Source organism: Litorilinea aerophila (genome assembly GCF_006569185.2).
Taxonomy (GTDB): Bacteria; Chloroflexota; Anaerolineae; order Caldilineales; family Caldilineaceae; genus Litorilinea; species Litorilinea aerophila.
The window spans coordinates 157214-182760 of sequence record NZ_VIGC02000001.1; the positions used below are offsets into that span (position 1 = coordinate 157214).

Annotated in this window: 23 protein-coding genes; 15 read left to right on the forward strand and 8 right to left on the reverse strand. The window is 65.0% G+C overall.

The features are described from left to right. Positions 1 to 4: 4 nt before the first annotated feature. On the forward strand, positions 5 to 1069 hold the full coding sequence (locus tag FKZ61_RS00585; protein WP_141608117.1) for an ABC transporter ATP-binding protein: 1065 nt from the start codon (positions 5 to 7) through the stop codon (positions 1067 to 1069). A 176-nt stretch (positions 1070 to 1245) separates the two neighbouring features. Here the strand turns inward: FKZ61_RS00585 and FKZ61_RS00590 are convergent, their stop codons facing one another. Further along, a complete protein-coding gene (locus FKZ61_RS00590) occupies positions 1246 to 2598 on the reverse strand; it encodes an acetamidase/formamidase family protein (RefSeq protein ID WP_141608118.1) in 1353 nt (450 codons plus the stop codon). 147 nt (positions 2599 to 2745) lie between these two features. Next, positions 2746 to 2934, reverse strand: a complete 189-nt coding sequence (locus tag FKZ61_RS00595) for a MoaD/ThiS family protein (protein WP_141608119.1) — start codon at positions 2932 to 2934, stop codon at positions 2746 to 2748. Between the two features lie 353 nt (positions 2935 to 3287). On the opposite strand from FKZ61_RS00595, the gene FKZ61_RS00600 reads away from it, so the two are divergent. After that, on the forward strand, positions 3288 to 3731 hold the full coding sequence (locus FKZ61_RS00600; RefSeq protein ID WP_141608120.1) for a Fur family transcriptional regulator: 444 nt from the start codon (positions 3288 to 3290) through the stop codon (positions 3729 to 3731). Between the two features lie 115 nt (positions 3732 to 3846). Continuing rightward, complete coding sequence (gene katG, locus FKZ61_RS00605) at positions 3847 to 6090, forward strand: catalase/peroxidase HPI (protein WP_141608121.1); 2244 nt, start codon at positions 3847 to 3849, stop codon at positions 6088 to 6090. Between the two features lie 220 nt (positions 6091 to 6310). On the opposite strand, the gene FKZ61_RS00610 is transcribed toward katG, so the two are convergent. Together FKZ61_RS00610 and FKZ61_RS00615 are read right to left on the reverse strand one after the other, a co-directional pair. Beyond that, positions 6311 to 6709 (reverse strand): RidA family protein, encoded by a 399-nt coding sequence (locus tag FKZ61_RS00610; RefSeq protein WP_141608122.1) that lies wholly within the window; start codon positions 6707 to 6709, stop codon positions 6311 to 6313. Positions 6710 to 6728: 19 nt separating this feature from the next. Next, positions 6729 to 7277 carry a dihydrofolate reductase family protein gene (locus FKZ61_RS00615; RefSeq protein WP_141608123.1) on the reverse strand — a complete coding sequence of 183 codons (549 nt, stop codon included), beginning with the start codon at positions 7275 to 7277 and terminating at the stop codon, positions 6729 to 6731. 157 nt (positions 7278 to 7434) lie between these two features. On the opposite strand from FKZ61_RS00615, the gene FKZ61_RS00620 reads away from it, so the two are divergent. From FKZ61_RS00620 to FKZ61_RS00655, 8 genes are all read left to right on the forward strand, one after another. Next, complete coding sequence (locus FKZ61_RS00620) at positions 7435 to 8304, forward strand: intradiol ring-cleavage dioxygenase (RefSeq protein WP_141608124.1); 870 nt, start codon at positions 7435 to 7437, stop codon at positions 8302 to 8304. A 260-nt stretch (positions 8305 to 8564) separates the two neighbouring features. After that, positions 8565 to 8801 carry a type II toxin-antitoxin system Phd/YefM family antitoxin gene (locus FKZ61_RS00625; RefSeq protein WP_141608125.1) on the forward strand — a complete coding sequence of 79 codons (237 nt, stop codon included), beginning with the start codon at positions 8565 to 8567 and terminating at the stop codon, positions 8799 to 8801. 3 nt (positions 8802 to 8804) lie between these two features. Then, positions 8805 to 9242, forward strand: a complete 438-nt coding sequence (locus FKZ61_RS00630; protein ID WP_141608126.1) for a type II toxin-antitoxin system VapC family toxin — start codon at positions 8805 to 8807, stop codon at positions 9240 to 9242. A 797-nt stretch (positions 9243 to 10039) separates the two neighbouring features. Next, complete coding sequence (locus tag FKZ61_RS00635; RefSeq protein ID WP_141608127.1) at positions 10040 to 10435, forward strand: (R)-mandelonitrile lyase; 396 nt, start codon at positions 10040 to 10042, stop codon at positions 10433 to 10435. Between the two features lie 105 nt (positions 10436 to 10540). Next, positions 10541 to 11401, forward strand: coding sequence for an aldo/keto reductase (locus FKZ61_RS00640; protein ID WP_211358338.1), 861 nt, complete (start codon positions 10541 to 10543; stop codon positions 11399 to 11401). Positions 11402 to 11456: 55 nt separating this feature from the next. Further along, positions 11457 to 11780, forward strand: a complete 324-nt coding sequence (locus tag FKZ61_RS00645) for a carboxymuconolactone decarboxylase family protein (RefSeq protein ID WP_141608128.1) — start codon at positions 11457 to 11459, stop codon at positions 11778 to 11780. A gap of 13 nt (positions 11781 to 11793) precedes the next feature. After that, positions 11794 to 12540, forward strand: a complete 747-nt coding sequence (locus FKZ61_RS00650) for an SDR family oxidoreductase (protein ID WP_141608129.1) — start codon at positions 11794 to 11796, stop codon at positions 12538 to 12540. 163 nt (positions 12541 to 12703) lie between these two features. After that, positions 12704 to 13669: an aldo/keto reductase gene (locus FKZ61_RS00655; protein ID WP_141608130.1), complete on the forward strand. Its 966-nt coding sequence runs from the start codon at positions 12704 to 12706 to the stop codon at positions 13667 to 13669. Between the two features lie 67 nt (positions 13670 to 13736). Here the strand turns inward: FKZ61_RS00655 and FKZ61_RS00660 are convergent, their stop codons facing one another. Continuing rightward, positions 13737 to 13907: a hypothetical protein gene (locus FKZ61_RS00660; RefSeq protein WP_170199016.1), complete on the reverse strand. Its 171-nt coding sequence runs from the start codon at positions 13905 to 13907 to the stop codon at positions 13737 to 13739. Between FKZ61_RS00660 and FKZ61_RS00665 the strand changes: the two genes are divergently transcribed. The 3 genes from FKZ61_RS00665 (at position 13891) to FKZ61_RS00675 (ending at position 16130) form a co-directional block, all read left to right on the forward strand. Then, positions 13891 to 14625 carry an SDR family NAD(P)-dependent oxidoreductase gene (locus FKZ61_RS00665; RefSeq protein WP_141608131.1) on the forward strand — a complete coding sequence of 245 codons (735 nt, stop codon included), beginning with the start codon at positions 13891 to 13893 and terminating at the stop codon, positions 14623 to 14625. The genes FKZ61_RS00660 and FKZ61_RS00665 overlap by 17 nt on opposite strands. A 121-nt stretch (positions 14626 to 14746) precedes the next feature. Continuing rightward, the gene (locus FKZ61_RS00670; RefSeq protein ID WP_141608132.1) at positions 14747 to 15121 is read left to right on the forward strand and encodes a DUF2255 family protein; all 375 of its coding nucleotides are present in this window, start codon (positions 14747 to 14749) and stop codon (positions 15119 to 15121) included. A gap of 25 nt (positions 15122 to 15146) precedes the next feature. Next, positions 15147 to 16130 carry an aldo/keto reductase gene (locus FKZ61_RS00675; RefSeq protein ID WP_141608133.1) on the forward strand — a complete coding sequence of 328 codons (984 nt, stop codon included), beginning with the start codon at positions 15147 to 15149 and terminating at the stop codon, positions 16128 to 16130. A 127-nt stretch (positions 16131 to 16257) separates the two neighbouring features. Here FKZ61_RS00675 and FKZ61_RS00680 read toward each other — a convergent pair whose 3' ends face one another. Continuing rightward, a complete protein-coding gene (locus FKZ61_RS00680) occupies positions 16258 to 18135 on the reverse strand; it encodes an ABC transporter ATP-binding protein (protein WP_141608134.1) in 1878 nt (625 codons plus the stop codon). Next, positions 18122 to 19879 (reverse strand): ABC transporter ATP-binding protein, encoded by a 1758-nt coding sequence (locus tag FKZ61_RS00685; RefSeq protein WP_141608135.1) that lies wholly within the window; start codon positions 19877 to 19879, stop codon positions 18122 to 18124. The genes FKZ61_RS00680 and FKZ61_RS00685 overlap by 14 nt, the downstream gene beginning before the upstream one ends. 635 nt (positions 19880 to 20514) lie before the next feature. Between FKZ61_RS00685 and treS the strand changes: the two genes are divergently transcribed. Next, positions 20515 to 22578 (forward strand): maltose alpha-D-glucosyltransferase, encoded by a 2064-nt coding sequence (treS, locus tag FKZ61_RS00690; RefSeq protein WP_141608136.1) that lies wholly within the window; start codon positions 20515 to 20517, stop codon positions 22576 to 22578. Between the two features lie 129 nt (positions 22579 to 22707). Here treS and FKZ61_RS00695 read toward each other — a convergent pair whose 3' ends face one another. Next, positions 22708 to 25518, reverse strand: a complete 2811-nt coding sequence (locus FKZ61_RS00695) for a sugar-binding domain-containing protein (protein WP_229964078.1) — start codon at positions 25516 to 25518, stop codon at positions 22708 to 22710. Positions 25519 to 25547: the final 29 nt, after the last annotated feature.

Consider the following 25547-nt stretch of genomic DNA (forward strand, 5'->3'; position numbering starts at 1 on the left):
AGCCATGACAGAACGTTTGAGTCAGCCGGTCACCGCTGGAGCCACCCAGCCGGACGATATCTACCAGAACCCCGAGATCGTGCTCCAGGTCCGCCATCTCAAGAAATACTTCCCCCTGGAAAGTGGCTTCTTTCGGCGCAGGGTGGGCGTAGTGCGGGCCGTGGACGATGTGAGCTTTACCATCCGGGAAGGGGAGACGGTCAGCCTGGTGGGCGAGAGTGGCTGTGGCAAGACCACCACTTCCCGCTGTATCGTCCGGGCCCTGGACCCGACCGACGGCGAAATCCTCTACCGGACCTATGAGGGCAACGTGGTGGACCTGGCCCGGATGAGCCAGGCCGAGATTCGCCCCCTGCGCCGGGGGATCCAGATGGTCTTCCAGGATCCTTTCTCCTCCCTCAATCCCCGGATGACCATCTACGAGATCGTCAGCGAGCCCTTGCGGGTGCACAATATCGGCACCCGCCAAGAGCGGGAGGAGCGGGTGGCCGACCTGCTGCGCCGGGTGGGCCTGCGGGCCGAGTACATGCGCCGCTTTCCCCATGCCTTCAGCGGCGGGCAACGCCAGCGCATCGGCATTGCCCGGGCCCTGGCCGCCAACCCCCGCCTGATCGTGGCCGACGAACCCGTCTCCGCGCTGGATGTGTCGGTCCAGGCCCAGGTGCTCAACCTGATGATGGACCTGCAGGACGAGTTCAAGTTGACCTACCTGTTCGTGGCCCACGACCTCAGCGTGGTGAACCAGATCAGCAACAAGGTGTTGGTGATGTACGTGGGCCGGGTGGTGGAGGTGGGACCACCCCAGGAGCTCTTCAAGGCGCCCAAGCACCCCTACACCGCCGCCCTGATCGCCTCGGTCCCCAGGCCCGACCCGTTCCAGCGCAAGGAGCGCATCATCCCCGAAGGCGAAGTGGCCAACCCGGCCAACCCGCCGTCCGGCTGCTACTTCCACCCCCGCTGCCCCTTCGCCGTGGAACGGTGCCGGCAGGAGACGCCCCAACTGGAAGAGATCGCGCCCGGCCGACTGGTGAGCTGTCACCGGGCCCGGGAACTGGAGCTGGCCGTCTGAGCCTATCCCAGGCCCACAGCGCTGGAGAGGCGAACGAGGAACAAAGCACAGAAGCCGGGGAAGTTTCCCCGGCTTCTGTGCTGGTTTCGTGGTATTGGCCTTCTGGCGGCGGTGCTGGCCACGGCAGGGGAAGCGCAGGCTCATCCGCACCTGGCCGCGCGCCCTTTCCCAGGGCCTTACCCGATGCCGTATTGGTCGCGGATGAAGGGCAGCAGCCCCAGGGGTTCCAGCCGCTCCAGGGGCGCCCGGAAGGTCACCTGCACCACGCCCGGATGGCGGCCGATTTCGATGGCGCCGGTGATGGTGGCCCGGTTCTTCACCTCCGGCACGGTCATGCCCAGGAGCTTCGCCGCCCGGGCCAGGCCGTTGTCGGTTGCCGCGTTCAGGTCGGGACCCGTCCCGATGACCGAAATGGGGGCCGACTCTTCCAGGCGCTCCACGCCCCAGGCCCGGGCCACCTGCAGGGCCCGCTCCCGCTCCTCGGCCGTCAATGGCCGGGCCAGGAAGGGGAGATCCTCCAGCACCGGCAGCAGGATGGGGCCATCGATGTGCAACCCCTTGAGCAGGTGAACCTGCAGGGTCACCGTACCGGAGACGTCACAGGTGTGGCCGGCGATCTCACCGTCGCCCTGGAGGGCGTGCATGTCGCCCAGGTAGACGCCCCCACCCGGCGCCTTCACCGGACAGATGAGGATGGCGCCGGCCCGCACCGCGTCGATGTCCATGTGGCCGTCGGTCCGGTGCTCCTCCAGCTGCTCGCTGGTGATGGCGTATTCGTGGGGCGCGCCGATGAGGAAGGCGCCGAAGTCCCCTGCGTTGTGGGAATCGGGGATGGGCATGGAGGGCGTGGTGCCCAGTTGTCCCATGAAAGGCCGCAGCCGGGCCACCAGCCCCACCAGGTCGTGGGGGGCGAAGGTCAGGATGGGGTTCTGGATGGAGTTGTCCGGCAGGGCGGCGTAGCGCTTTGCCTGGCGGGCGATCTCCTCGGCGGCCTCCTGGTGGAGGGTCACGCCGACCTGATGATTGCCGTCGAAGGCGATGGTGTAGCCGTTGGTGAAGGTGAAGGGGGTGGCATCGGCGCCGCAGTTGGCACAGCGCACGGCCTCCTGGCCGATGCCCCGGATCACCGTCTTGGGATAGAGGGTGCCACATTCCGGGCAGCGACCGGCCACGTACGGATCGCCCAGGAAGCGTCCCTGCATGTGCTGGTCGTTGCCCGAGGCCGTGGCCAGGGAGGTGACGGTGATGTCCTGGATGCGCAGCACGATGGCGTCGCCGGGTTCGGCGCCGGCCACGGCCACCGGCCGGGTCACCTCGTGGCCGCCCCGGATCTCCGGCGTAATCATGGGCCCCCAGCAGCCGGGCGCGGTATTGGCCACGATGTGGCCACCGTCCCGCACCGGGCCGAGCATGGGCTGATTGGGGTCCAGGATGCCGTTGGTGAATTCGTTGACGAAGACCGTCTCGTAGCCTGTCGTTTCCCCGTTGGCAGTAGACGAAGTCGGTTCAACCTGATATTGGGTTGCCATAGAAACCATCCTTCCTGAAGTACATAAAGAAACCGCTACACGTGACTTGATGGATGCTGATGGATGAATGTGGCCAGGGGGGGTGTCACAGGCCGCCAGACACAGGCAGCAACAGGGCGACTTCTGCGTTGGCGGTCAAGGGGGCAGTCATAGGGACATGGCGGCCGGCAATAACAGGGATGGCCGTGTCGATCTGGGCGCTCTGGGCCGGATAACGGGTCCGCAGCCAGAGGCGTAGAGATCGGCCACGGTGGCCGTTTCCGGGAGGGTCAGCTGCAGGCGCGCCTGCCCGATCTCCTGGGCCAGGCCAGCGCTGAGGCGTACGGTGATGTCCATCTCACTCCCTTTGCACTTGACCAAATCGATAGAGCGAGGGGCGCGTACCCCATGTGGGGGCTTATCGCAACGCCCCCTGGGACGGTAGGTATCTACGAAGAGGCATGCTATGGACTCCACCCAGATATTATGCCCTAACAGAGCCTGCCCAGCAAGGGGGGGCAAAAGGCGAAGGCGCGCCTAGGCGAGTGCCCCCCGGGCGCGCCTTTGGGCGCCGCCCTGTCCGTCGTAGGCAGGCGCAGCAAGCAGCGCCCCTACAGCGGCGTCCGATGGGCGAACCCCGACGATCTTGAACTATATCCATACACCATCCAAATCTTGATTTAATCCAGAATATTTGGTATGCTCCGGCCATGAAGAACGATCCGGCAGCTCTCCTGCGCCAACATGGCCTCCACGTCACCGCCCAGCGCCTGGCCGTCCTGCGGGCGGTAGCGGCGCATCCCCATATCACCGCCGACCGCGTCCTGGAATTGGCCCAGGCCGAGCTGGGGGCTATCTCCCGCCAGGCCATCTACGACGCCCTCAACACCCTGGCCGACAAAGGGCTCATCCGGCGCATCCAGCCCATGGGCTCACCGGCCCGCTACGAGGACCGGGTGGGCGACAACCACCACCACCTGATCTGCCGCAACTGTGGCCGTGTGGTGGATGTGGAGTGCGCGGTCGGCCTGGCCCCGTGCCTCACGCCCTCCGACACCATGGGTTACGAGATCGACGAGGCCGAGGTCATCTACTGGGGTCGCTGCCCCTCATGCCGGGCGCAGCCCGAAGGCGAGTCCCACCCCCCTGGATGAGCGGCGGTACCTTGCCCAGCACCCTTTCACACTACCTGCGATTTCCGGTATCTATTTCACACCACATACGCTTCATGTCACCGTTTCACATCTATCGCATACGGAGGAATACAGTATGAGCGAAAACGGCAAATGCCCGGTACACGACACCCAGGCCTATCGCACCCAGCGCCGGACCAACCGGGACTGGTGGCCGAATCAGTTGAACCTGAAGGTCCTCCACCAGAACCCGCCCGCCGGCAATCCCCTGGGCGAAGACTTCGACTACGCCGAGGCCTTCTCGACCCTGGACCTGGCGGCCGTCAAGAAGGACATCGAACAGGTGCTGACCACCTCCCAGGACTGGTGGCCGGCCGACTACGGCCACTATGGCCCCCTCATCATCCGCATGGCGTGGCACAGCGCCGGCACCTACCGGGTCAGCGACGGTCGGGGCGGCGCCTCCGACGGCACCCAGCGCTTCGCCCCCCTCAACAGCTGGCCCGATAACATCAACCTGGATCGAGCCCGCCGCCTCCTCTGGCCCGTCAAGAAGAAGTACGGCCGCAAGCTCTCCTGGGCCGACCTGATGATCCTGGCCGGCAACGTGGCGCTGGAATCCATGGGCTTCCAGACCTTTGGCTTCGGCGGCGGCCGGGAAGACGTCTGGGAGCCGGATGAGTCCGTCGACTGGGGGCCGGAAGGCGAGTGGCTGGGCGACGAGCGCCATGACGAGGAGGGCCTCCTGCGAGAGGACCTGGCCGCGGATCATATGGGCCTCATCTACGTCAATCCCGAAGGGCCCGGCGGCAAGCCGGATCCCAAAGCGGCCGCCCGCTTCATCCGCCAGTCCTTCGCCCGCATGGCCATGAACGACGAGGAGACGGTGGCCCTCATCGCCGGCGGCCACACCTTCGGCAAGACCCACGGGGCCGCGCCTTCCAGCTACCTCGGCCCGGACCCCGAGGCCGCGCCCATCGAGGCCCAGGGCCTGGGCTGGCAGAACAGCTTCGGCACCGGCAAGGGCAACGACACCATCACCAGCGGCCTGGAGGGCGCCTGGACGGCCACGCCGACCCAGTGGGACAACAGTTTCTTCGACAATCTCTTCAACTACGAGTGGGAGCTGGAAAAGAGCCCGGGCGGTGCCTGGCAGTGGCGGGCCAAGAATCCCGAAGCCCAGAACACCGTGCCCGATGCCCATGACCCGTCCAAGCGGCACGCCCCGGTGATGCTCACCACCGACCTGGCCCTGAAGGAAGATCCCATCTACCGGGAGATCTCCAAGCGCTTCCATGAAAACCCGGAGGAGTTCCAGAAAGCCTTCGCCAAGGCCTGGTACAAGCTGACCCATCGCGACATGGGCCCGCGCGTCCGCCTGCTCGGCCCCGAGGTGCCCGAGGAAGAGCTCCTGTGGCAGGACCCCATCCCAGAGGTGGACCACGAGCTGATCGGCCCCGCGGAGATCGCCGAGCTGAAGCAGCGCATCCTGGCTTCCGGCCTGACCGTGCCCCAGCTCGTCCGCACGGCCTGGGCCTCGGCCTCGACCTACCGGCACAGTGACAAGCGGGGTGGGGCCAACGGTGCCCGCATCCGCCTGGCGCCCCAGAAGGACTGGCCCGTCAACAACCCGGCGGAGCTGGCCCACGTCCTGGGCGTGTTGGAGCAGATCCAGCAGGAGTTCAACCGCTCCCGCACCGACAACGTCCGGGTCTCCCTGGCCGACCTGATCGTGTTGGGTGGCTGCGCGGCCGTGGAAAAGGCGGCCCGGGATGCCGGCTATGACGTCACCGTCCCCTTCGAGCCAGGCCGGACGGACGCCTCCCAGGAGCAGACGGACGTGGAGTCCTTCCAGTGGCTGGAGCCCAAGGCCGACGGCTTCCGCAACTACCTGAGCCAAAAGGCGAGCCGGCCAGCCGAGGAGCTGCTGGTGGACAAGGCCCAGCTGCTGAACCTGACCGCGCCCGAGATGACGGTGCTGGTGGGTGGCATGCGGGCCCTGAATGCCAACTACGACGGCTCCAACCTGGGCATTCTGACCAATCGTCCCGGCCTGCTCACCAACGATTTCTTCGTGAACCTGCTGGACATGGGCACGGAGTGGAAGGCCCTTTCCGAGGATGGGCAGCTCTTTGAGGGCCGCGATCGCGCCACCGGCGAGCACAAGTGGATCGCCAGCCGCTTCGACCTCATCTTCGGCGCCAACTCCCAGCTCCGGGCCATCGCCGAGGTCTACGCCTGCGACGACGCCGCCGAAAAGTTCGTCCACGACTTCGTGGCGGCCTGGCACAAGGTGATGAGCCTGGACCGCTTCGACCTGGCCCGGCAGCGCCTGGAGGCCAAGCTCCAGGCCAAGGGGCTGCAGCAGCAGGCGGCCTGAGCCCCGTCAGGCGTTCAGACGGTCGCCATCAACCATTGCCACAACCATAGACGACAGCCCAAAAGGGGGCGCACAGACTGTGCGCCCCCTTCGATTTTTCCTACCCGATTCTCCCTGCCCCCCTCGGGTTGGCCCCGCCGGGTCAGGTGGACGACGAAAAGGCCTTCCGTTCCACCGCCTGGCGCCGCAAAGCCGGGTGGTAGTAGGTCCCGGCCAGCCTTCAGCTTTCCAGGTCGATGAAGGCGTCGGCCTCCACCTCGATCAGCCAGGCCGGATCGATGAAACGGCTCACCTCGACCACAGTGGATGCAGGCCGCACAGCGCCGAAGAACTCCCCGTGAACCTGAGCCACCTGCGCCCAGTCTTCAATGCGTCTGAGGAAAATGCGGGTGCGCACCACATGGGCCAGGGAGGCGCCCGCCTCTTCCAGCGCGGCCTGGATAATCTCGAAACAACGCCGGGCCTGGCCGGCCGGATCGCCGGGCGCAGCGGGCGTGCCGTCGGGTGCGATGGGCGCCGTGCCGGAGACGAAGACATGGGGGCCTACCCGCACGGCCCGGGAAAAGCCGATGCGGGGCTCATAGGGGCTGCCGCTGGAGATGAGCTGCCGGTGCGCCATTTTGATTCCTCCTAGATCCTCATTCTGAAGACGGCGCACCGTTCGGCGCTACCGCATAGTTCAAGAGGATGATGCCGGATTGGGGGAAGAGCTGCTGGTCAAGCGGCTTAAGGCGGTGCCGGGACGCAGGTGGTGGCAGGAAGGGCACGCCGCTTCCCAGGAGTATGGGCACCATTGCCAGCTCCACGGTATCCACATGGCCCATGGCCAGCAGCGTCCTGAACAGTTCGCCCCCGCCAAACAGCCAGATGTCCTTCCCGGGCTGGCGGCGCAGTTGCTCCAGATAGGCCGGCGTGAGCTCGGCGACCACCGTGGCACGGGGGTGCGCCTCGGGCCGCAGGGTACGGGAGGCTACGATGAGGGCCTTGTCTGCGTAGAGGTGGCCGTAGGTGGGATCATCCAGCGACAGGATTTCATAGGTCTTGCGCCCCATGAGCAGGGTATCGAACTGGGCAAAGAAGGCCTCGAAGTCGATATCCGGCTCCGGGGGAATCCAATCCACTTCGCCGTTGGGGCCGGCGATGTAGCCGTCCAGGCTGCAGGCCACCTGGTAGCGGATGCGTCTCATTGGGTTGCTCCCTTCATCTCTTTTAAACAATCCTTACATCAGAATTTTATCCCAGGATGATAGGATGGTCCCAGCGGGAGGGAGCTTCATCTCAGGATGCTCACGCCGCCCATGGGCAACAATCGTGAAGGACGGAGAGATAACGGAGGAACAACCCATGCATCCCCAAACCCATCTTCACCCAGATTCGCCCCAGGACCTCTACGACCTGGGCCTGAAGACCGACCTGGTGATGCTGAGCCAGTCGCCCATGACCCGGCGCCGGGTGCTCAGCATGGGCCTCATGGGCATTGGCGCGCTGCTGGCGGGATGCGCGCCCATTGGGACACCCACGCCGGCGGCCACCGGCGGCCAGCCCAGCACCCCGGAGGAGGCCACAGCGGCAGAATGTGTCTCGCCCATCCCCCGGGAGACGGCCGGCCCCTTCCCGGGCAATGGCTCCCAGGGCCCCAATCTCAACGTGTTGATCCAGTCCGGCGTGGTGCGGCCCGACATCCGCACCAGCCTGGGCACCGGCAACACCGCGGCAGGGGTTCCCCTTCGCCTGGAGCTGACGCTGGTCCAGGCCGGCGGCGACTGCGCCCCCCTGCCCGGTTACGCCATCTATCTGTGGCACTGCGACGCCCAGGGCCGCTATTCCATGTACAGCCCCGGCGCCGAAGCCGAGGACTACCTGCGGGGCGTCCAGGCGGCGGACGAGAACGGCGTGGTCTCCTTCCTCACCGTTTTCCCCGGCTGCTACTCTGGCCGCTGGCCCCATTTTCATTTCGAAGTCTATGCCTCGGTGGAGGAGGCCACCGGCGCCGGAAACGTGGTCCACACGTCCCAGATTGCCCTGCCGGAGGACGTGTGCCGGTCGGTCTACGCCGATGACCGCTACGGCAGCAGCATGAACAACCTGTCCCGGCTCTCCCTGGACCAGGACGGCATCTTCCGGGACGGATGGGAGTCCCAAATGGCGGCGGTAACCGGCTCGGTGGAGGAGGGCTTCCTGGCCCGACTCACCGTGGGCGTGCCCGTGGCATAGCAGATTTCCCGGCAAAACGGGTCGTATCACTACAAAGGCGCAGAGGGCTTCCAGAGAGCAATTGGGTGAAATCTATGTCTATCTGTGAAACCTGCGGGTCGAATCTGCAAAGGTAGAGATTAGGGGATCCGGACAATGACAAAGGTGCAGTAACCACCTGTGGAGGATCCAAACACTTGCGAAGTGTTGCCCCTTCATGTACACTTGATGTGTACATGAAGGGGTGATAGCTGAAATCAATCCAAGAATGAGAATCATCCATGGTAGAAGTGAACATTAGAGAGCTACGAAAACAACTGGCCGCATATATTGCCCGTGCGGAAGCAGGTGAAGAAATCGTCGTTACCCGGCATGGAAAAGCTGTTGCCAGACTGACGGCGCCGGTACGTCCACGGCCACAGTTCCCCGATCTAACCGAGTTTCGAGCCAGCATCGCGCTGCGCGGGGAAGCCATGAGCGAAACCATCATCGCCGAACGTCAAGATGCGCGCTATTAATGCATGATTTACCTTGACACCAGCGTTCTGGTTGCCTATTATGTGCCGGAACCCCTGAGCGACCTGGCGCAACAACGATTGATGGCCGCTTCGGCTGTCATAGTGAGTGAGCTGGCCCAGATCGAATTTGTCAGAGCTTTGGCACAGCGGCTACGACTCGGCGATCTATCATGGACAGCCGCGCAGCAAGTTACCACACTCTTTGCCAGTCATCTGGCCCAGGGACTGTACATTCCTCTTCATCTGCACAGCGTTGTCTATCAGGAGGCGCAAACTTACATCAGGCGCTTCGATCTGGCTCTCAAAGCACCCGATGCGCTGCACCTGGCAGCTGCCGCGTTGGCCCAGGCCCCACTGGTTACGGCAGATCGGCAATTGGCGCGCAACGCCAACCGGTTGGGTGTCGACTGCGAATTGTTGAGCGTGTCGCGATCAGGATAAAATCGCCCTGAAAGCGCTTGACGCCAAAACCACAGGGATGCGGTCATATCAGTTTGTTCTATAGCCGTTCCATGTACCCTATGGATGCACGCCCCCAGGTATGGACGACTGGAAGTCCCATCCTCCACAGCTTGTTTCCCCCCTGTAGGCGCAGCTCGTAGCTGCGCCTACAAGAAAGGGCGCCGGTTTGCCGTAGATTCTCTCGTAAAAGTCAAGAGAGAAGGTTCAAGAAACAGACCTGGGAGCGGGCTCAAAAGGGCGCTCTGAGCACGGCTCCCAGCCGCCCCATGTCACCAAGCCCACACAGATCCCGGCCCCCCATAGAGCTGGCCACCTTCGGCGGGCCTCCAGCCCCCCTACGTACCCAGGGCACCCAATCCGGGGGAATAGGGGCACTTGCCGTAGGTGCGGTCTCCGGCCGCACGATTTCACCAAATCCAGATGGGATGCCCATTTCCGTAGGGGCGGGCCGCCGTGCCCGCCCTACGTAACCAGGACATCCATCTGTATTCATCTATGAAATCTGTGGCTTCGGGAATGGAGCCATTGTAGATCCGGAAGCAAACCTTGCAGGATCGTCCAATCATTCTGGATGATTGTCCTATCCCCTTCCATCCCAGCGCTCTATAATACCTGTGAAATGATGAAAACGACAGCGTCAATCAACCAGTGATTCCTGCGTGGTACGCGGTGCGTAGTCCGTGCAGTCGTTCACGCACTACGCACCACGCAATCCATCGATGTATTTACACCGCTTTGTGTTAGCCCAGATGGAAACCAACAGGAAGGAGACTCCCATGCAAATCATCCGCAACGGTTCACAGCCCTCAGCCCGGGGATCCGCCGAGTGGTTCACCGGCGCGGTGCGCGTCGACCCGCTCTTCCAGGCACCGGAGCCGGCCCGGGTGCGCTGTGCCAGCGTCACCTTCGAGCCGGGCGCGCGCACCGCCTGGCATACCCATCCACTGGGGCAAACCCTGATCGTGACGGCCGGCCGCGGCCGGGTGCAGCGCTGGGGCGGCCCGGTGGAGGAGATCCGCGCCGGCGATGTGGTCTGGTTCGAGCCGGGGGAGAAGCACTGGCACGGTGCGTCACCGACGACGGCGATGGCGCATATCGCTATTCAAGAGGCGCTGGAGGGCAAGACGGTGGAGTGGATGGAACAAGTCAGCGATGAGGAGTACCTCGGATAAGCGTATCCATCGGGAATCGTATATCCCACTTCGCCTTGTCTGACTCAGATTTCAGGTGGAATCACGAACGGTTAAACCTATTGGACATCGAAGAGGAGCATAAGAGTGTCGATTATTCCAACTGTAACCCTCAACAACGGCGTCAAAATGCCGATTTTGGGCTATGGGGTCTTTCAAATTCCCGATCTCGCAGAATGTGAACGTTGCGTGCTGGATGCGCTGGAGGTCGGCTATCGGCTGATCGACACCGCCGCGTCGTATGGCAATGAAGCGGCAGTCGGCGCTGCCATCAAGCGCAGCGGCGTGCCCCGCGAGGAGATTTTCGTGACAACCAAGCTCTGGCTTCAGGACACCGGCTACGAAAAGACCAAACGGGCGTTCGAGCGGTCGATGCAACGGCTGCAACTGGACTACCTCGATCTCTATCTGATCCACCAGCCCTACGGCGATGTCCACGGCTCCTGGCGCGCCATGGAGGAGCTGTACCGGGAGGGACGCATCCGCGCCATCGGCGTCAGCAACTTTTATCCCGACCGGGTGATGGATCTCATCATGTACAACGAAGTGGTCCCGGCAGTGAACCAGATCGAATGTCATCCCTTCCATCAACAGATCGAGACCCAGGCTTTCCTGTCGGAAAACAACGTACAGATCGAATCGTGGGGGCCGTTTGCCGAAGGCAGAAACAACATCTTCCAAAACGACGTGCTGCGTTCGATTGGGGAGAAGCACCACAAGACTGTGGCGCAGGTCATCTTGCGCTGGCTGATCCAGCGCCGGGTCGTAGCGATCCCTAAGACGGTGCGCAGGGAGCGCATGGAGGAGAACTTCAACGTGTTCGACTTTGAGCTGGATGCCGAGGACATGGCAGCCATTGCGACGCTGGACACGAAGACCAGCGCATTCTTCGACCACCGGGACCCGGCGGTCGTGAAGCGGCTGTGCGAGCTGAAACGGTCTACGTAAGGCTTTGCATGGCAGTCAGGCGCTGAGTATTCAGGCGCATCTCAAGGAGCAAGAAATGTCTGAACCAAAGCAACCTTCCCGTGCGCAGCAGTTGGTGGGCGATTTTGCGCCCAAGTTGGCGGAATTGACCGATGAAGTGTTGTTTGGCGACGTGTGGGCGCGGCCGGAGCTTTCCCCCCGCGACCGCAGCCTGGTGACCGTGGCCGCGCTGATCGCCAACGGCAACACCGAGCAGCTCTCCGGCCACCTGCTCCGAGCCAGGGAGAACGGTCTCACGGAAAGCGAGCTGGCCGAGGTCATCATTCACCTGGCCTTCTATGCCGGTTGGCCCCGGGCGATGTCGGCCGTCCGGGTGGCGCGCGAGGTCTTCAACCGATAAGGATCATCTCACCATGAGTAATAACATTCAAGGGAAAGTCACTGTGATCACAGGGGCAAGCAGCGGGCTGGGCGAAGCGACCGCCCGCCTGCTGGCTGCAGAGGGAGCGTGCGTTGTGTTGGGGGCACGGCGCGCAGAGCGCATCCAGGCGTTGGCGGAGGAGCTGGTTGCTAACGGCGGCAAGGCACTCGCCATCCCAACCGACGTCACCGACTACGGCCAGGTCAAGCGACTGGTTGACGCCGCCGTGCAAACCTTCGGACGGCTTGACGTCATGATCAACAACGCCGGGGTGATGCCCCATTCTTCTCTAGAGCGGCTCAAGGTCAACGATTGGGACCGGATGATCGATGTGAATATCAAAGGCGTGCTCTATGGCATCGCCGCTGTATTGCCGTACATGCAGCAACAGAAATCCGGCCACATCATCAACGTGTCGTCGGTGGCGGGACACAAGGTGCGCCCAGGTGCGGTGGTCTACGCCGCCACCAAGACGGCGGTGCGCGTGATCTCGGAAGGGCTGCGCATGGAAGTCAAGCCCTACAATATTCGCACCACCGTCATCTCACCCGGCGCCGTCGCCACGGAACTGCCGGAAAGTGTGACCGAGCCGGATGTGGCAGAGAACGTGCGACGCCTCTATGCAGAATTTGCCATTCCCGCCGACTCTTTCGCCCGGATGGTGGCCTTTGCCATCAGCCAGCCGGAGGAAGTGGATGTGAATGAGATTCTGTTCCGCCCCACACGCCAGGAGCTGTAGCGCCAATGCCTCCGTCATCGGTCAAGTTTGGAGGATTAGACAAAAATACTGGAGAAATAGCATACCTTTTCGTGGAGCAATCCGCTAGAATCCAGTATGAAACGAGAATCAAGTTCGCTGCTCATCAGCTGAACAGCGAACGGTTTGGGAAAGGAGGAGACCCATGCAAATGCGCGTGCTAGGTAAGAGCGGCTTGCAGGTTTCGGCCCTGGGCCTGGGCTGTATGCGGATGAGCTTCGGCGACACGCCCACCGACAAACAGGAGATGATCGAGCTGATCCACGCGGCGGTCGACCGGGGCATCACCTTTTTCGACACGGCGGAGGTCTACGGCCCCTTCACCAACGAGGAGCTGGTGGGCGAAGCCCTGGAGCCCTTCAAGGGGCAGGTGGTGATCGCGACCAAGTTCGGCTTCAAGCATGGCCCCAACGGTCCACACCCGACGGTGGGGCTGGACAGCCGGCCGGAGCAGATCAAGCGGGTGGCCGAGGCCTCCCTCAAGCGGCTGCGGGTGGAGGCCATCGACCTCTTCTACCAGCACCGTCCCGACCCGAATGTGCCCATGGAAGATGTGGCCGGCGCGGTGCAGGACTTGATCCGGGAAGGCAAGGTCAAGCATTTTGGCCTCTCCGAAGCCAACGCGGAGCAGATCCGCCGGGCCCATGCAGTGCAGCCGGTGACGGCCCTGCAAAGCGAGTACTCCATCTGGTGGCGGGCCATCGAAGAGAACGGCGTGCTTGCCACCTGCGAGGAGCTGGGCATCGGCCTGGTACCCTACAGCCCCTTGGGCCGCGGCTACCTGACCGGCAAGATCGACGAAAACACCACCTTTGCGCCCAACGACATCCGCAGCCGTAACCCCCGCTTCACCAAAGAAGCCATCCGGGCCAACCGGGTGGTGGTGGAATTGCTGGAGCGCATCGGCAAGGAAAAGGACGCCACGCCGGCCCAGATTGCCCTGGCCTGGCTCCTGGCCCAGAAGCCCTGGATCGTGCCCATCCCCGGCACCCGCAAGCTGGAACGGCTGGAGGAGAACCTGGGCGCGTTGAATGTGCAGTTGACGGCACAAGACCTGGATGAGATCCGCGAGGCGATGAGTCAGATCCAGGTGGTGGGCGACCGGTATTGATCATCCGTCAGCAAAAAGGGGTTCATCACCGCCGAGACAGAGAGGGCGCGGAGGAAGCCCAGAGAGCTCAGAGAAAACTCAACGTGCTCTGCGTCTCTACGGCACCGTGCGGCTCGGCCAGTTCGACGGCGGCGCGGATGCCATCAACGCCCTCATCAGCCAGAGCAGCGACTTCGTCGCAACGATTGAACTTGCGAACTGATTCTTGAGGCTTGTGGACCATGGCAAAAATCTTCATCACCGGCTCGGCGGACGGCCTGGGCCAACTGGCGGCCCAGGCCCTGGTCGCCCAGGGACACGAAGTCGTCCTTCACGCACGCAACCCGGACCGGGTCCAGGACGCCCTTGGTCGGACACCGGGCGCCGTGGGCGCCATCCCGGGCGATCTGTCCAGCGTGGAAGAAATCAAGCATGTGGCCGAGGCGGCCAACCGGTGGGGCACCTTTGATGCGGTGATCCACAATGCCGGCATCTACCGCTCTCCCTCGCGGGAGGTCTTCGTGGTCAACGCCCTGGCGCCCTATCTGCTCACCTGCCTGATACAACGGCCCAAGCGCCTGATCTACCTGAGTTCCGACATGCATCTGCAAGGACGTGCCAACCTTGAAGAGCTCGCCAGGGACCAAAGCCGGGTCAGCTATTCCGATTCGAAGCTGTACGTCACCATGCTCTGCATGGCCGTGGCCCGCAAATGGCGGGACGTCTACACCAACGCCGTGGATCCGGGCTGGGTGCCCACCAGGATGGGCGGCCCCGGCGCGCCGGATGACCTGCAGAAGGGCTACGAGACCCAGGTGTGGCTGGCGGTCAGCGACGATCCTGCCGCAAAAGTGAGCGGCAAGTACTTCTACCACCAGCAGGAGCGGGCCTACAATCCCCAGGCCGGCGACGTCCCCCTGCAGGAGCGATTTCTGGATATTTGCGAAACGCTCACAGGGGTCCCGTTGCCGGCGTAGATCGGCTTCCAGTCGCCGTGCCCGCCCGCTGGCGCCACGCCCCGGCGGATGAAGGAAGAGCGACAGATATACAGCCATAAACTGCGCCTACAGGAGAGTTTGCATTCATGCGGAGGGAACGATGACCCCATGGACAGACGAAGAACTGAACCGGATCGGTAATGCCGAGGAGCTCGAAATCGCGCCGCGGCGTCCCAACGGCCAGCTGCGCACGCCACTGCCCATCTGGGTGGTGCGCGTGGGGGACGACCTCTATGTGCGCTCCTATCGCGGGCGTGCCGGCGCCTGGTACCGCGCCGCGCTGGCGACCCACGAAGGTCGCATCCGGGCCGGCGGCGTGGAAAAGGACGTGGTCTTCGTGGAGGAGACCGACCCCGGGCTCAACGACCAGATCGACGCCGCCTACCGGGCCAAATACGGACGCTATCCCCAGTACGTGGCGCCCATGGTGACGCCCGAAGTGCGGGCGACTACGCTCAAGTTGGCGCCCCGCTGATCATTGATCATTCAGGAGGATTGAAATGAACTACGTCAAACTCGGCAACACCGGCCTGGACGTCTCCCCCATCTGCCTGGGCTGCATGAGCTTCGGCTCGGCGGAGGGGTGGGTCCACAACCCCTGGGCCCTGAACGAGGAGGAGAGCCGCACTATCATCAAGCGCGCGCTGGAGCTGGGCATCAACTTCTTCGACACGGCCAACGTCTATGCCCGGGGCGTCAGCGAGGAGATCCTGGGCCGGGCCATCCGGGACTTCGCCAACCGGGATGAAGTGGTCATCGCCACCAAGGTGCGTGGGCGCATGCACGAGGGCCCCAACGGCGAGGGGCTCTCCCGCAAGGCCATCCTGAGCCAGCTGGACAAGAGCCTGCAGCGGCTGGACATGGACTACGTGGACCTCTACATCATCCATCGCTGGGACTACAACACGCCCATCGAGGAGACCATGGAGGCGCTCCACGACGTGGTCAAGGCCGGTAAGGTCCGCTACATCGGCGCATCGGCCATGTGGACATGGCAATTCCAGAAAGCGTTGTACGTGGCCGAAAAACATGGCTGGACCCGCTTCGTCTCCATGCAGAACCACTACAACCTCATCTACCGGGAAGAGGAGCGGGAGATGATGCCCCTGTGCCGGGCTGAAGGGATCGCCTCCACGCCCTACAGCCCCCTGGCGTCGGGGCGGCTGGCCCGAGATTGGAGCGAGACCACCACGCGCTACGAGACGGATCCCATCGCCAAACAGAAGTACGACGCCATGGCCGAGGCGGACCGCCGGGTGGTGGAACGGCTGGCGGAGGTGGCCGGGAAGCACGGCGTGCCCCGGGCCCAGATCGCCCTGGCCTGGCTCCTGCACAAGAAGCCGGTGGTCGCGCCCGTCATCGGCGCCACCAAGGTGTCCCATGTGGAAACCGCGGTGGGAGCGGTCTCCATCGAGCTGACTCCGGAAGAGATCGCGTATCTGGAAGAGCCCTACATCCCCCACCCTGTCGTCGGGCACAACTGAACTGGACGATGACCAATGTGCGAAGTTGACGGCGCCGCGCACCCGTCCTGCCTGCTCCTGCCCCATCCTCGAGCAGTGAAGGCCATCGAACGGTGGCGCGGTTGGGGACGCCGGTTTACGGGCAGGCTCAACCCGCCAGCTTCGTCTCCACCCCCATGAGCTGATGTTGGTGGAGGCGGGCGTAGTGGCCACCCCGGGCCAGCAGGGAGGCATGGTCGCCGTCCTCCACGATGCGCCCCCGCTCCATGACGATGATGCGGTCGGCGTTGCGGATGGTACTCAAGCGGTGGGCGATGACCAGGCTGGTCCGGGTGCGCAGGATGCGCTCCAATGCCTCCTGGATCAGGGCCTCGGTGGCGGTGTCGATGCTGCTGGTGGCCTCATCCAGCACCAGGACCCCCTCTGGGTTCAGGGCCAATGCCCGGGCCAGGGCCAGGAGCTGGCGCTGCCCCTGGGAGAGATTTTCGCCGTTGGGCAGGACCTGGAAGTCGTAGCCGCCGGGCAGTTCCTCGATGAAGCGGGCCGCGTTGCTGAACTCGGCCGCCCGCCGCACGTCCTCGTCGCTCAGGTCGTCCCGGTAGAGGCGAATGTTGAAGGCGATGGTGCCGGCCAGGCAGACGGGATCCTGGGGCACCACCGCCACGGCCCGGCGCAGGTCGGTGAGGCGATAGCGCCGCAGGTCTACGCCGTCCAGCAGGATCTGCCCCCGGCGGGGGTCATAGTGGCGGGCCAGCAGGCTGACCAGGCTGGACTTGCCGGCGCCGGTGGGGCCCACCACCGCCACCGACTGGCCAGGCGGAATGTGGAGGTCGATCCCCCGCAGGACCGGCTCGTCGGGGACGTACCAAAAGTGAACGTTGCGGAACTCGATCTCTCCCCGCACCCGGGTCAGGGGCACCGGGTCGGGCGGGTCCTGCACCTTGGGCCTGGTGTTCAACATGGCGTAGATGCGCTCCGCCGCGCCCAGGGCCACCTGGACGGTGTTGTACTCCTGGGAGAGGCGCAGGACCGGCTGGAAGGCCCGCTCGGTGTACTGGACAAAGGCCACCAGCGTCCCCAGGGTGGCCCAGCCGGCCAGCACCCCCTGCCCGCCGCCGTAGAGGATCAGCCCCAGCCCCACCGAGGAGAGGATCTCCTGCACCGAGAGGAAGAGGGCGCTGTGCCAGCGCAGCTCGATGAGGGCCTCCCGGTAGCGCTTGTTGTAGGCCTCGAATTCCCGCTCGCTCTCATCCTCCCGGTTGAAGAGCTGCACCACTGTCATGCCATGGAGGTGCTCGTTCAAAAAGGCGCTGATGCGGGCCTGGGCCGAACGCTCGCCGCTGGAGGACCTGCGGATGCGGGCCCGGAAGTAGCGGGTCACCACGGCCACCACCGGCAGGACAGCCAGGGAGAGGAGCGCCAGCCGCCAGTTCACCATAAACATGACCACCACGACAACGATCAGGGTGACCCCCTCCACCAGGACGATGACGATGCTGCGGGAGAGCACCGCGTTGAGCTGGTCGATGTCGTTGGTCAGGCGAGAGACCAGCTCACCGGTGGAGGTCTGGGTCAGGAAGCCGTGGTCCTGGCGCAGGATGTGGTCGAAAAGGCGGCTGCGCAGGTCGGCCAGGGCCCGCTGCCCGGCCTGCTGCAGGAAATAGGTGAAGGCGAAGGTGAGGCCGTAGAGCCCCAGGGCTGTGGCGCCGTAGAGCGCGGTGATCCACCACAGGGAGCGCATCTCGCCCCGGGCGATGGGGCCGTCGATGGCCTGCTGGAGCAGGTAGGGCGGCACCACGTTCAAGGCCGACGTCCCCAGCATGAGGACCAGGGCCATGATCAGCCAGCGCTTGTAGGGCGCCAGAGAGCTGCCCAACAGCTTGAACAGGGCCGAATCCTGGTCGGCCACTTCGGTCAAGGAGCGCTGTTCCAGCTCCTCGGCCGCCGGGTCTTCCACCTGGAATCGGTCGTCGGGCGGTTCGTTTTCCCGGGCACGTCCGTTTGAATCGGGTTTAGGCTTTGGCATGGGCTCTCTCCTCACTCGCCTGTTCCACCTCTCGGCGGTACATCTCCGCGTAGAAGCCACCTTGGGCCAGCAGACTTTCGTGGGTTCCCTGCTCCACAATCCGGCCGTGATCCAACACGATGATCTGGTCGGCGTCCTGAACTGCGGCCAGCCGCTGGGAGACGATGATCCGGGTGCATTGGGTCTGGCTGTGGCGCAGCTCGTGCAGGATCTCGGCCGCGGTCTTCATATCCACGCTGGCCAGGGCGTCATCCAGCAGCAGCACCTTGGGGTTGCGCACCAGGGCCCGGGCGATGGCCGCCCGCTGCTTCTGCCCGCCGGAGAGGGTGGCTCCCCGCTCGCCCACCATGCTGTCCAGCCCCCGGGGCAACTGGGAAAGGTCGTTGGAGAGGCGGGCCTGCTCCATGGCCTGGTAGATGCGGGCGTCGGGCACGTAGGGAATGCCCAGGGCAATGTTGTTGCGCAGGGGCATGCTGAAGAGGAGGGACTCCTGGGGCACGTAGACCACCGTGCGCCGCAGGGTGGAAAGCTTCAGCTCCCGCAGGTCGTAGCCATCGATGAGGACCCGGCCTTCGTCCGGGTCGTAGATGCGGCCCAGCAGGCTGATGAGCATGCTCTTGCCGGAGCCGGTGGGCCCCACGATGCCCAGGCTGGAACCGGCGGGGATGTCCAGGTTGATGTGGCGCAAGACCCACCGCTTTTGATCCTCGGCCCAGACGCCCACATCCTCCAGGCGGATATGGCCCTGGAGTTCCACATCTTTGGCGTTGGGTGAGTCGGTGATCTTGGGCCAGCGCTGCAACAGTTCGCCGATGCGGGCGGCCGCGGCGCTCCCCTGCTGCAGCCGCTCGAAGGCTCCGGTGATCTGCTGGGCGCCGCTGTTGAGGAGCCCCAGGTAGACGATGAACTGGACATACTGGCCCACCGTGAGCTGCTGGCGGATGATCATCATGCCGCCCACGAAGACCACCACCGTGGCCGCAATGCGCACCATCAGGCTGGGAAAGGGGGAGATGGCGCCCGACTGGAGCACGAACTTCAGGTTGCGCTCCACGTAGCGCTGGTTGGCCTTGCGGAAGGCCTCACCCACCGCGCTCTCCTGCACATAGGCGGTCAACATGCGGGCTGCGTTCAGATGCTCCTGGGCAAAGGCAGAGAGCTTCGCGATCTCCTGCTGAACCTGGACAAAGGAACGCTCCAGGATGCGTCCCAAACGCACCTGCACGGCGATGCTCACGGTCAGCATCACCACCACCATCACCGCCAGGGCAGGGCTGGTGCGGCTCATGAGCAGACAGCCGATGAGGAGCAGAAAGAGGGCGTGCATGAACATCTGGAAGCCGGCACTGTAGAAGCGCCAGATGTAGATGAAGTCGTTGGTGCTGCGGGCCAGCAGGTCGCCGGTGCCGTAGCGCTGACGAGTCTCCCGGTCGAAGAGCAGGAGCCGGTGGAAGAGATCCTGGCTCATGCGGTAGGTGATGCCGGCTGCGATGTTCCCGGTGAGCATCCGCAGCAGGTAGCGGAAGAGCGCCAGGGTCGCCGAAAGGCCCAGCAGCCCCAGGGCGTAGAGGGCCAGGGTGCGGGGGGGCGCGCCCCGGTTCAGCGCGTCCACCGCCTGCCCCAGCCAGGTGGGGCTGTACGCGCTCGCGCCCGCACCGATGAAGGCATACAGGGTGCCGATGATCAGCGCGCGACGGTAGGGGCGCATGTAGGGGAGTAGGAAACGTAAGCCTGTCTTTTGCAAGGTTCCTCCTTTACACTCCCATTCCTGTCAACCGAAAATCCGGGCAAAGAACACGCCCAATTGCCCCGCACTCCGGGCAACTGGGCGGCCATGTCATCTCATACGCGAATTTTTAGAGAACTGTATTGATCATATCAAAAGATCATACCAATTTACAAATAATTTCCGGTGCGCCGTGGTGCGGCGGATGGCAGCCCTTGCGGTAGGTGCGGTCTCTGGCCGCACGGTGTCGCCAGGCCCTGGGCGGATGCGCAGCTGCGAGCTGCGCCTACAACGGCGTACCCGTTCTTGTAGGGGCGGGCCCCCGTGCCCGCCCGCTGTCGTCAAACCTACACGGACGCCGGTACCCCGTCGATCTGGCCGCCTTCGGCGGGCCAGAGGCCCGCCCTACGTGCCATCGCGCCCGATCCGCGCAGATGGCAGCCCTTGCCACAGGTGTGGTCTCTGGCCGCACGGTGTCACCAGGCCCTGGACGGATGCGCAGCTGCGAGCTGCGCCTACGACATGGCGACGGTTTTCGTACGGGGACGGTTGACACGCCCCCACCCCTGGTCGATAATGCGTTCCAAGGCTGTCAAATGGGCCGGTTCCAGGCCGGCCCTCGCGGTACCCATGTGCCAGAGAAAGGGGGAACCATGTCCACGCGCCCACAGGAAGCCATGGACCCGGACGTTGATTGGCTTCTTCAGCATTCCATGCTGCGCCAGGCCGGAGAGCTGGCCACCCGCTACAGCGGTCGGGGAGCGCTGTGGCGGCATCCCTATGCCCAGGCCCGTCCCCGAGCAGCCGCCTCCCTGGCTTCGGTCTGGTTCACCGCCTACCCACCCGCCATCATCACCCGAGAGGGCGAAAGTGTCCTCCGGACCCTGGGGGACGAAGCCCTCTGGGCCACCTTCCAGGCCATCGGCATCCAGGCCCTCCACACGGGCCCCATGAAACAGGCCGGCGGCCTGCGGGGCCGGGAGTTTACCCCCACGGTGGACGGCCACTTCGACCGCATCGGCCTGGCCATCGACCCGGTCTTCGGCACCCAGGAGGAGTTCATCGCCATGGCCCAGACGGCCCAGGCCCACGGCGCCGTCATCGTGGATGACATCATCCCCGGCCATACGGGCAAGGGGCCAGACTTCCGCCTGGCCGAACGCCGCTACCAGGACTACCCGGGCCTCTACCACATGGTGGAGATCGAGCCGGCAGATTGGGCGCTCCTGCCTCCGGTGCCGGCGGGCCGGGACTCGGTCAACCTGCGTCCGGAAACGGTGGACCGGCTCCAGGAGCGGGGGTACATCGTGGGCCGCCTGCCCCGGGTGATCTTCTACGAGCCAGGCGTCAAAGAGACCAACTGGAGCGCCACCGACGTGGTCCGGGGCGTGGACGGTGTGGAGCGACGCTGGGTCTACCTGCACTACTTCAAAGAGGGCCAGCCCACCCTCAACTGGCTGGATCCCTCCTTCGCCGCGCCCCGCCTGGTTCTGGGGGACGCCCTCCACTCCCTGGGCGTGCTGGGCGCGTCCATGCTGCGGCTGGACGCCAATGGCTTCCTGGGCATTGAACGGCGGCCCGATGGCCCCGCCTGGTCCGAGGGACATCCCCTCTCCATCATCGCCAATCAGCTCATCGCCGGCCTGGTGCGCAAGATGGGTGGCTTCACCTTCCAGGAGCTGAACCTGACCGTGGACGACATCGCGGCCATGTCCCAGGGCGGCGCCGACCTCTCCTACGACTTCATCACCCGGCCCGCCTATCACCACGCCCTGGTCACCGGCGACATCGGCTTCCTGCGCCTGATGCTCCACACCATGCACCAGTACGCCATCGACCCGGCCTCCCTCATCCACGCCCTGCAGAACCACGACGAGCTCACCCTGGAGCTGGTCCACTTCTGGACCCGTCACCGGGACGACCGGTACACCCTGCAGGGTCGTGAATGGCGCGGCGGCGAGCTGCGGGAGGCGATCCGGCAGGAGATGTACCGGCGGCTGACCGGCGAACAGGCCCCCTACAACCTGCCCTTTGTGACCAACGGCGTCGCCTCTACTACGGCCAGCGTGATCGCGGCCGCCCTGGGCATCCGGGACCTCACCCGGCTCACCCCGGCCCAGCAGCGACAGATCCAGCAGGCCCACCTGTTGCTGGCCATGTACAACGCCTTCCAGCCGGGGGTCTTCGCCCTCTCCGGCTGGGATCTGGTGGGCGCGTTGCCCCTGCCCCGAGAGGCAGTGGCCCCTCTCCTGGCCGATGGCGACACCCGCTGGATCAACCGGGGCGCCTATGACCTCATGGACGCCAATCCCGGGGCCATCCATTCGTCGGCCGGCCTGCCCAAGGCGCCTGCCCTCTACGGCTCCCTGCCCGAGCAGCTCCAGAGGCCGGATTCATTCGCCAGCCAGCTTCAGCGGTTGCTGGCCGTACGCCAGCAGTATCGCCTCTTCGCCGCCCGCCAGGTGGAGATCCCGGAGGTGCAGCATCCCTCCCTGCTGGTGATGGTCCACGAGCTGCCCGACGACCCGGCCATCCAGGTGACCGCGCTCAACTTTGGCAGCCGCCCCCTGGAGGAAGCCGTTCCCCTGGCCAGCGTCCAGGCTGGCGAGGTAACGGACATGCTGAGCGGCCAGTCCATCGGCCAGTTGGATCCCCAGGGCAGGCTGCCCGTGCGCCTGGGAGGCTACACGGGCAGCTCATACCTGATTCGGCAGTAAATTTCAACAGAGGGTCATTCGCAGGTCCCGTTTCCATACGGGACCGCCTGGGTCCAGCACCGGTGCGGTATGAGAACCGCACCGACGCGCCCTTTCCTACACCCGGAGCAGGCTCCAGGGGGCGGGCGCTCAACCCGCCGGCGGCTCCCGGAACAGGCCGCGGATGGCGTCTGCCGGGACCTCCACCTGCGGGTCGAAGGCCGGGCTGCCCAGGTAGACCACCAGGCTGTGCCACATCTGGCGGGCCACCAGCCGCTTCTCCAGGTCGTGGCGCAGGTCCATGGAGCAGACCATGAGCCGGCCGCCGTGGACCCGGGCCTCGAAGAGCAGCCCCAGGCGCCGGGCTTCGAACCAGGTGTCGATGGGCTGGATCAGGGGGCGCAGCGCCGGCGGCAGGCCGTCCAGCACCATGGCTCCCGCGCCGTGGATCAGCTCCCACCATTGCCAGTTGCTGTGGTATTCGGTGGGGAAGTGGGCAAAGACCGGGTGCGCCGGATCGCAGAGGATGCCCAGGGTGTGGGGCGGCTGACCGTTGGTCCACGCGGTGTTCCAGAAGACGCTGGAGAAGCCCAGGGCCACATCCCCGCGCACAGACGCGGCAGGCTGCTGGGGCATGAGCAACACCGTGCCCCCGCCCGCCAGGTGATCCAGCGCGGCCTCGTCCAGTTCTTCAGCAACGTGAAGGTCGGCAGGCAGGGGTGTCTCCAGGTGCTGGGGAAAGACCCAGATCTCCCAGTCGTTCTCAAAGGCTGTCCCATCCACGCCTGCCACCAGGCGATACTTGCGAGCCGGTGCTGCCGCGGCCAGCTCCACCTGGACAGTGCCGCACGGGGTGAGTCCACCGGTGGGCACGGCCAGGGGTCCCATCTGCCCCTGGGCCACTGTCTGGCCGTCGGCTTCCATCAGCCGCCAGGACACCACCGCGTCGGCCAGGGGCGTGGGGCCGAAGTGGGCCAGCTCGACGTCGGCCAGGAAGGTCTCCCCTGTGTGCCAGATACGCCGATCCATGCGGGCCAGGGGCACGGTGCTGTTGCAGAAGCGCCGGAACTCCGCCGCGGTAATGTATCCCTTCTCGTCCCAAAAGGCATCCAGCACTCCCACCAGCGCGGTGCCCTGGCCGGGAAAATCGTGCAGATCCAGGAGCTGGAAGCCGGCGAAGCCCGGGGTGCGCAGGGCCGACTCAATCTCCTCTTTGTAGCAGAGGGCCTGGAGCTTGCCGGATGCCATGAGGAAGTCCTGGGCCTGGTCGCCCATGTGGTTGGCCACCAGGAAGTCCCGGAAGATCTCGAAGTTGCGGGCCTTGAGGTGGCCGGTGTACTTCTCGATCTCCTGGAAATTGGGGTAGACGCACCACTGGCCGATCTCATGGCTGACGATGGGTTTCTGCAGCCGGGCCACGTGTTCCCGGTAGTCGGTGCGGGTCTCGGGTGGCCGGGCGTTGATGCGAGAATTCAGCCCTTCACCCCAGGCCTGGATGCGGGGCTGGGGGATGTTGTGGTAGTGGTTTTCGGGGATGGCAGGCCAGCCGGCGCCGCCGGTGTAGACCCGCCGGCCATCTCGCCCCTTCCAGTAAGTGAGCCAGGTGCCCAGGTATTCTTCGTGGCGGCCGGCCGGCTCGTTGCCATAGGCCATCATGAGGAAGGAAGGGTGGTTGCCGTAGGCGGCCACAATGCGCTCCCCCTCGGCGTAGAGCCACGAGTCCAGGGGCTTTCCTTCGCCGATGGTGGCGCCCTGGTTGGCCCAGGCTGCACACTCCACCTGGAAGTAGAAGCCCAGCTCATCCGCGGCCACAAAGGCGGCCTCCGGCGGGCACCAGGAATGGAAGCGGATGTGGTTGAGGCCGTGGGCCTGGCAGATCTGGATGATGCGCCGCCAGGAATCCACGTCGGTGGGCGGATAGCCCGTCCGGGGGAAGATGCAGCACTCCAGGGTGCCCCGCAGGAAGATCCGCCGCCCGTTGACGGCCAGTTGGGTGCCCGCCACCGCCACCTCCCGCAGGCCAAAGCTGGTGGTGAAGCCATGGGTGAGGGGCTCGCCCTGGGCGCCCGAAAGCCGGCAAGTCAGGTCCGCCGCCAGACGGTAGAGGGCCGGTGAAAACTCGTCCCAGGGTTGGGCCTCCTCGCCCAGGGGATACTCCAGATGGACGACGGTCTCCGGGCCGGTCAGGACGAAATCCGCCGCGACGGGAGGCGGCGTGTGGGGCGTCGGGGTGTTGTAGGCGCTGGCCTGCAGGCGGATCTGCCCGGTGCCGGGCCGCCCCAGGGCGTTGCCCACATGCACCCGCACCAGAGCCGTCCGGCGGGCCACGTTGGGAAAGACCTGGACCTCTTCGATCCAGACCGGGCTGGCGGCCTCCAGGGCCAGCCGGCCCACGATGCCGTTCCAGTTGCCCTGGGTGTGGTCCGACACGCTGTGGGCGTTGGGTCCCACGTTGACGATGAGACGATTGTCCACCCGGATGGTGAGTCGATGGGGGCCGGGGGCGAGGTGGGTGCCCAGCTCGTAGCAGTGGGGGGTGGACAGGCTCTGCTGTGCGCCCAGCTCCACGTCGTCCAACCAGACCCGGGTCTCCCAGTGGGGACGCTCTAGGAAGAGACGCACCCGCTGCCCCTGCCAGTGGGGCGGGATCTCCACCATGCGCTGATACCAGGCCGGCCCCACATAGTGTTTCTCCGGCTGCAGCCAGAAAGGGACCTTGATGTTGCCCGGCTGGCGGTAGGGCGCATAGCGGGGGCTTTCGAACCAGGAACGGTCGAAGATATCGCCGGTCCAGGGGGTATCCACGGTGATGTCGTTGCCGTAGCCCTGGGCCTGGAGGGAACCGGGCAGCTGAAGCGAGTGGGGCAGGGGGTGGGCGTACCACCCCTCATCCAGGCCCCGATCTTCCGGATCCAGGCGGAAGGCCCAGGGACCGGCCAGATCCATGTGGGAAGCGGTCATGGTTGATGTCGCTTTCTGGTGGCAGTTCG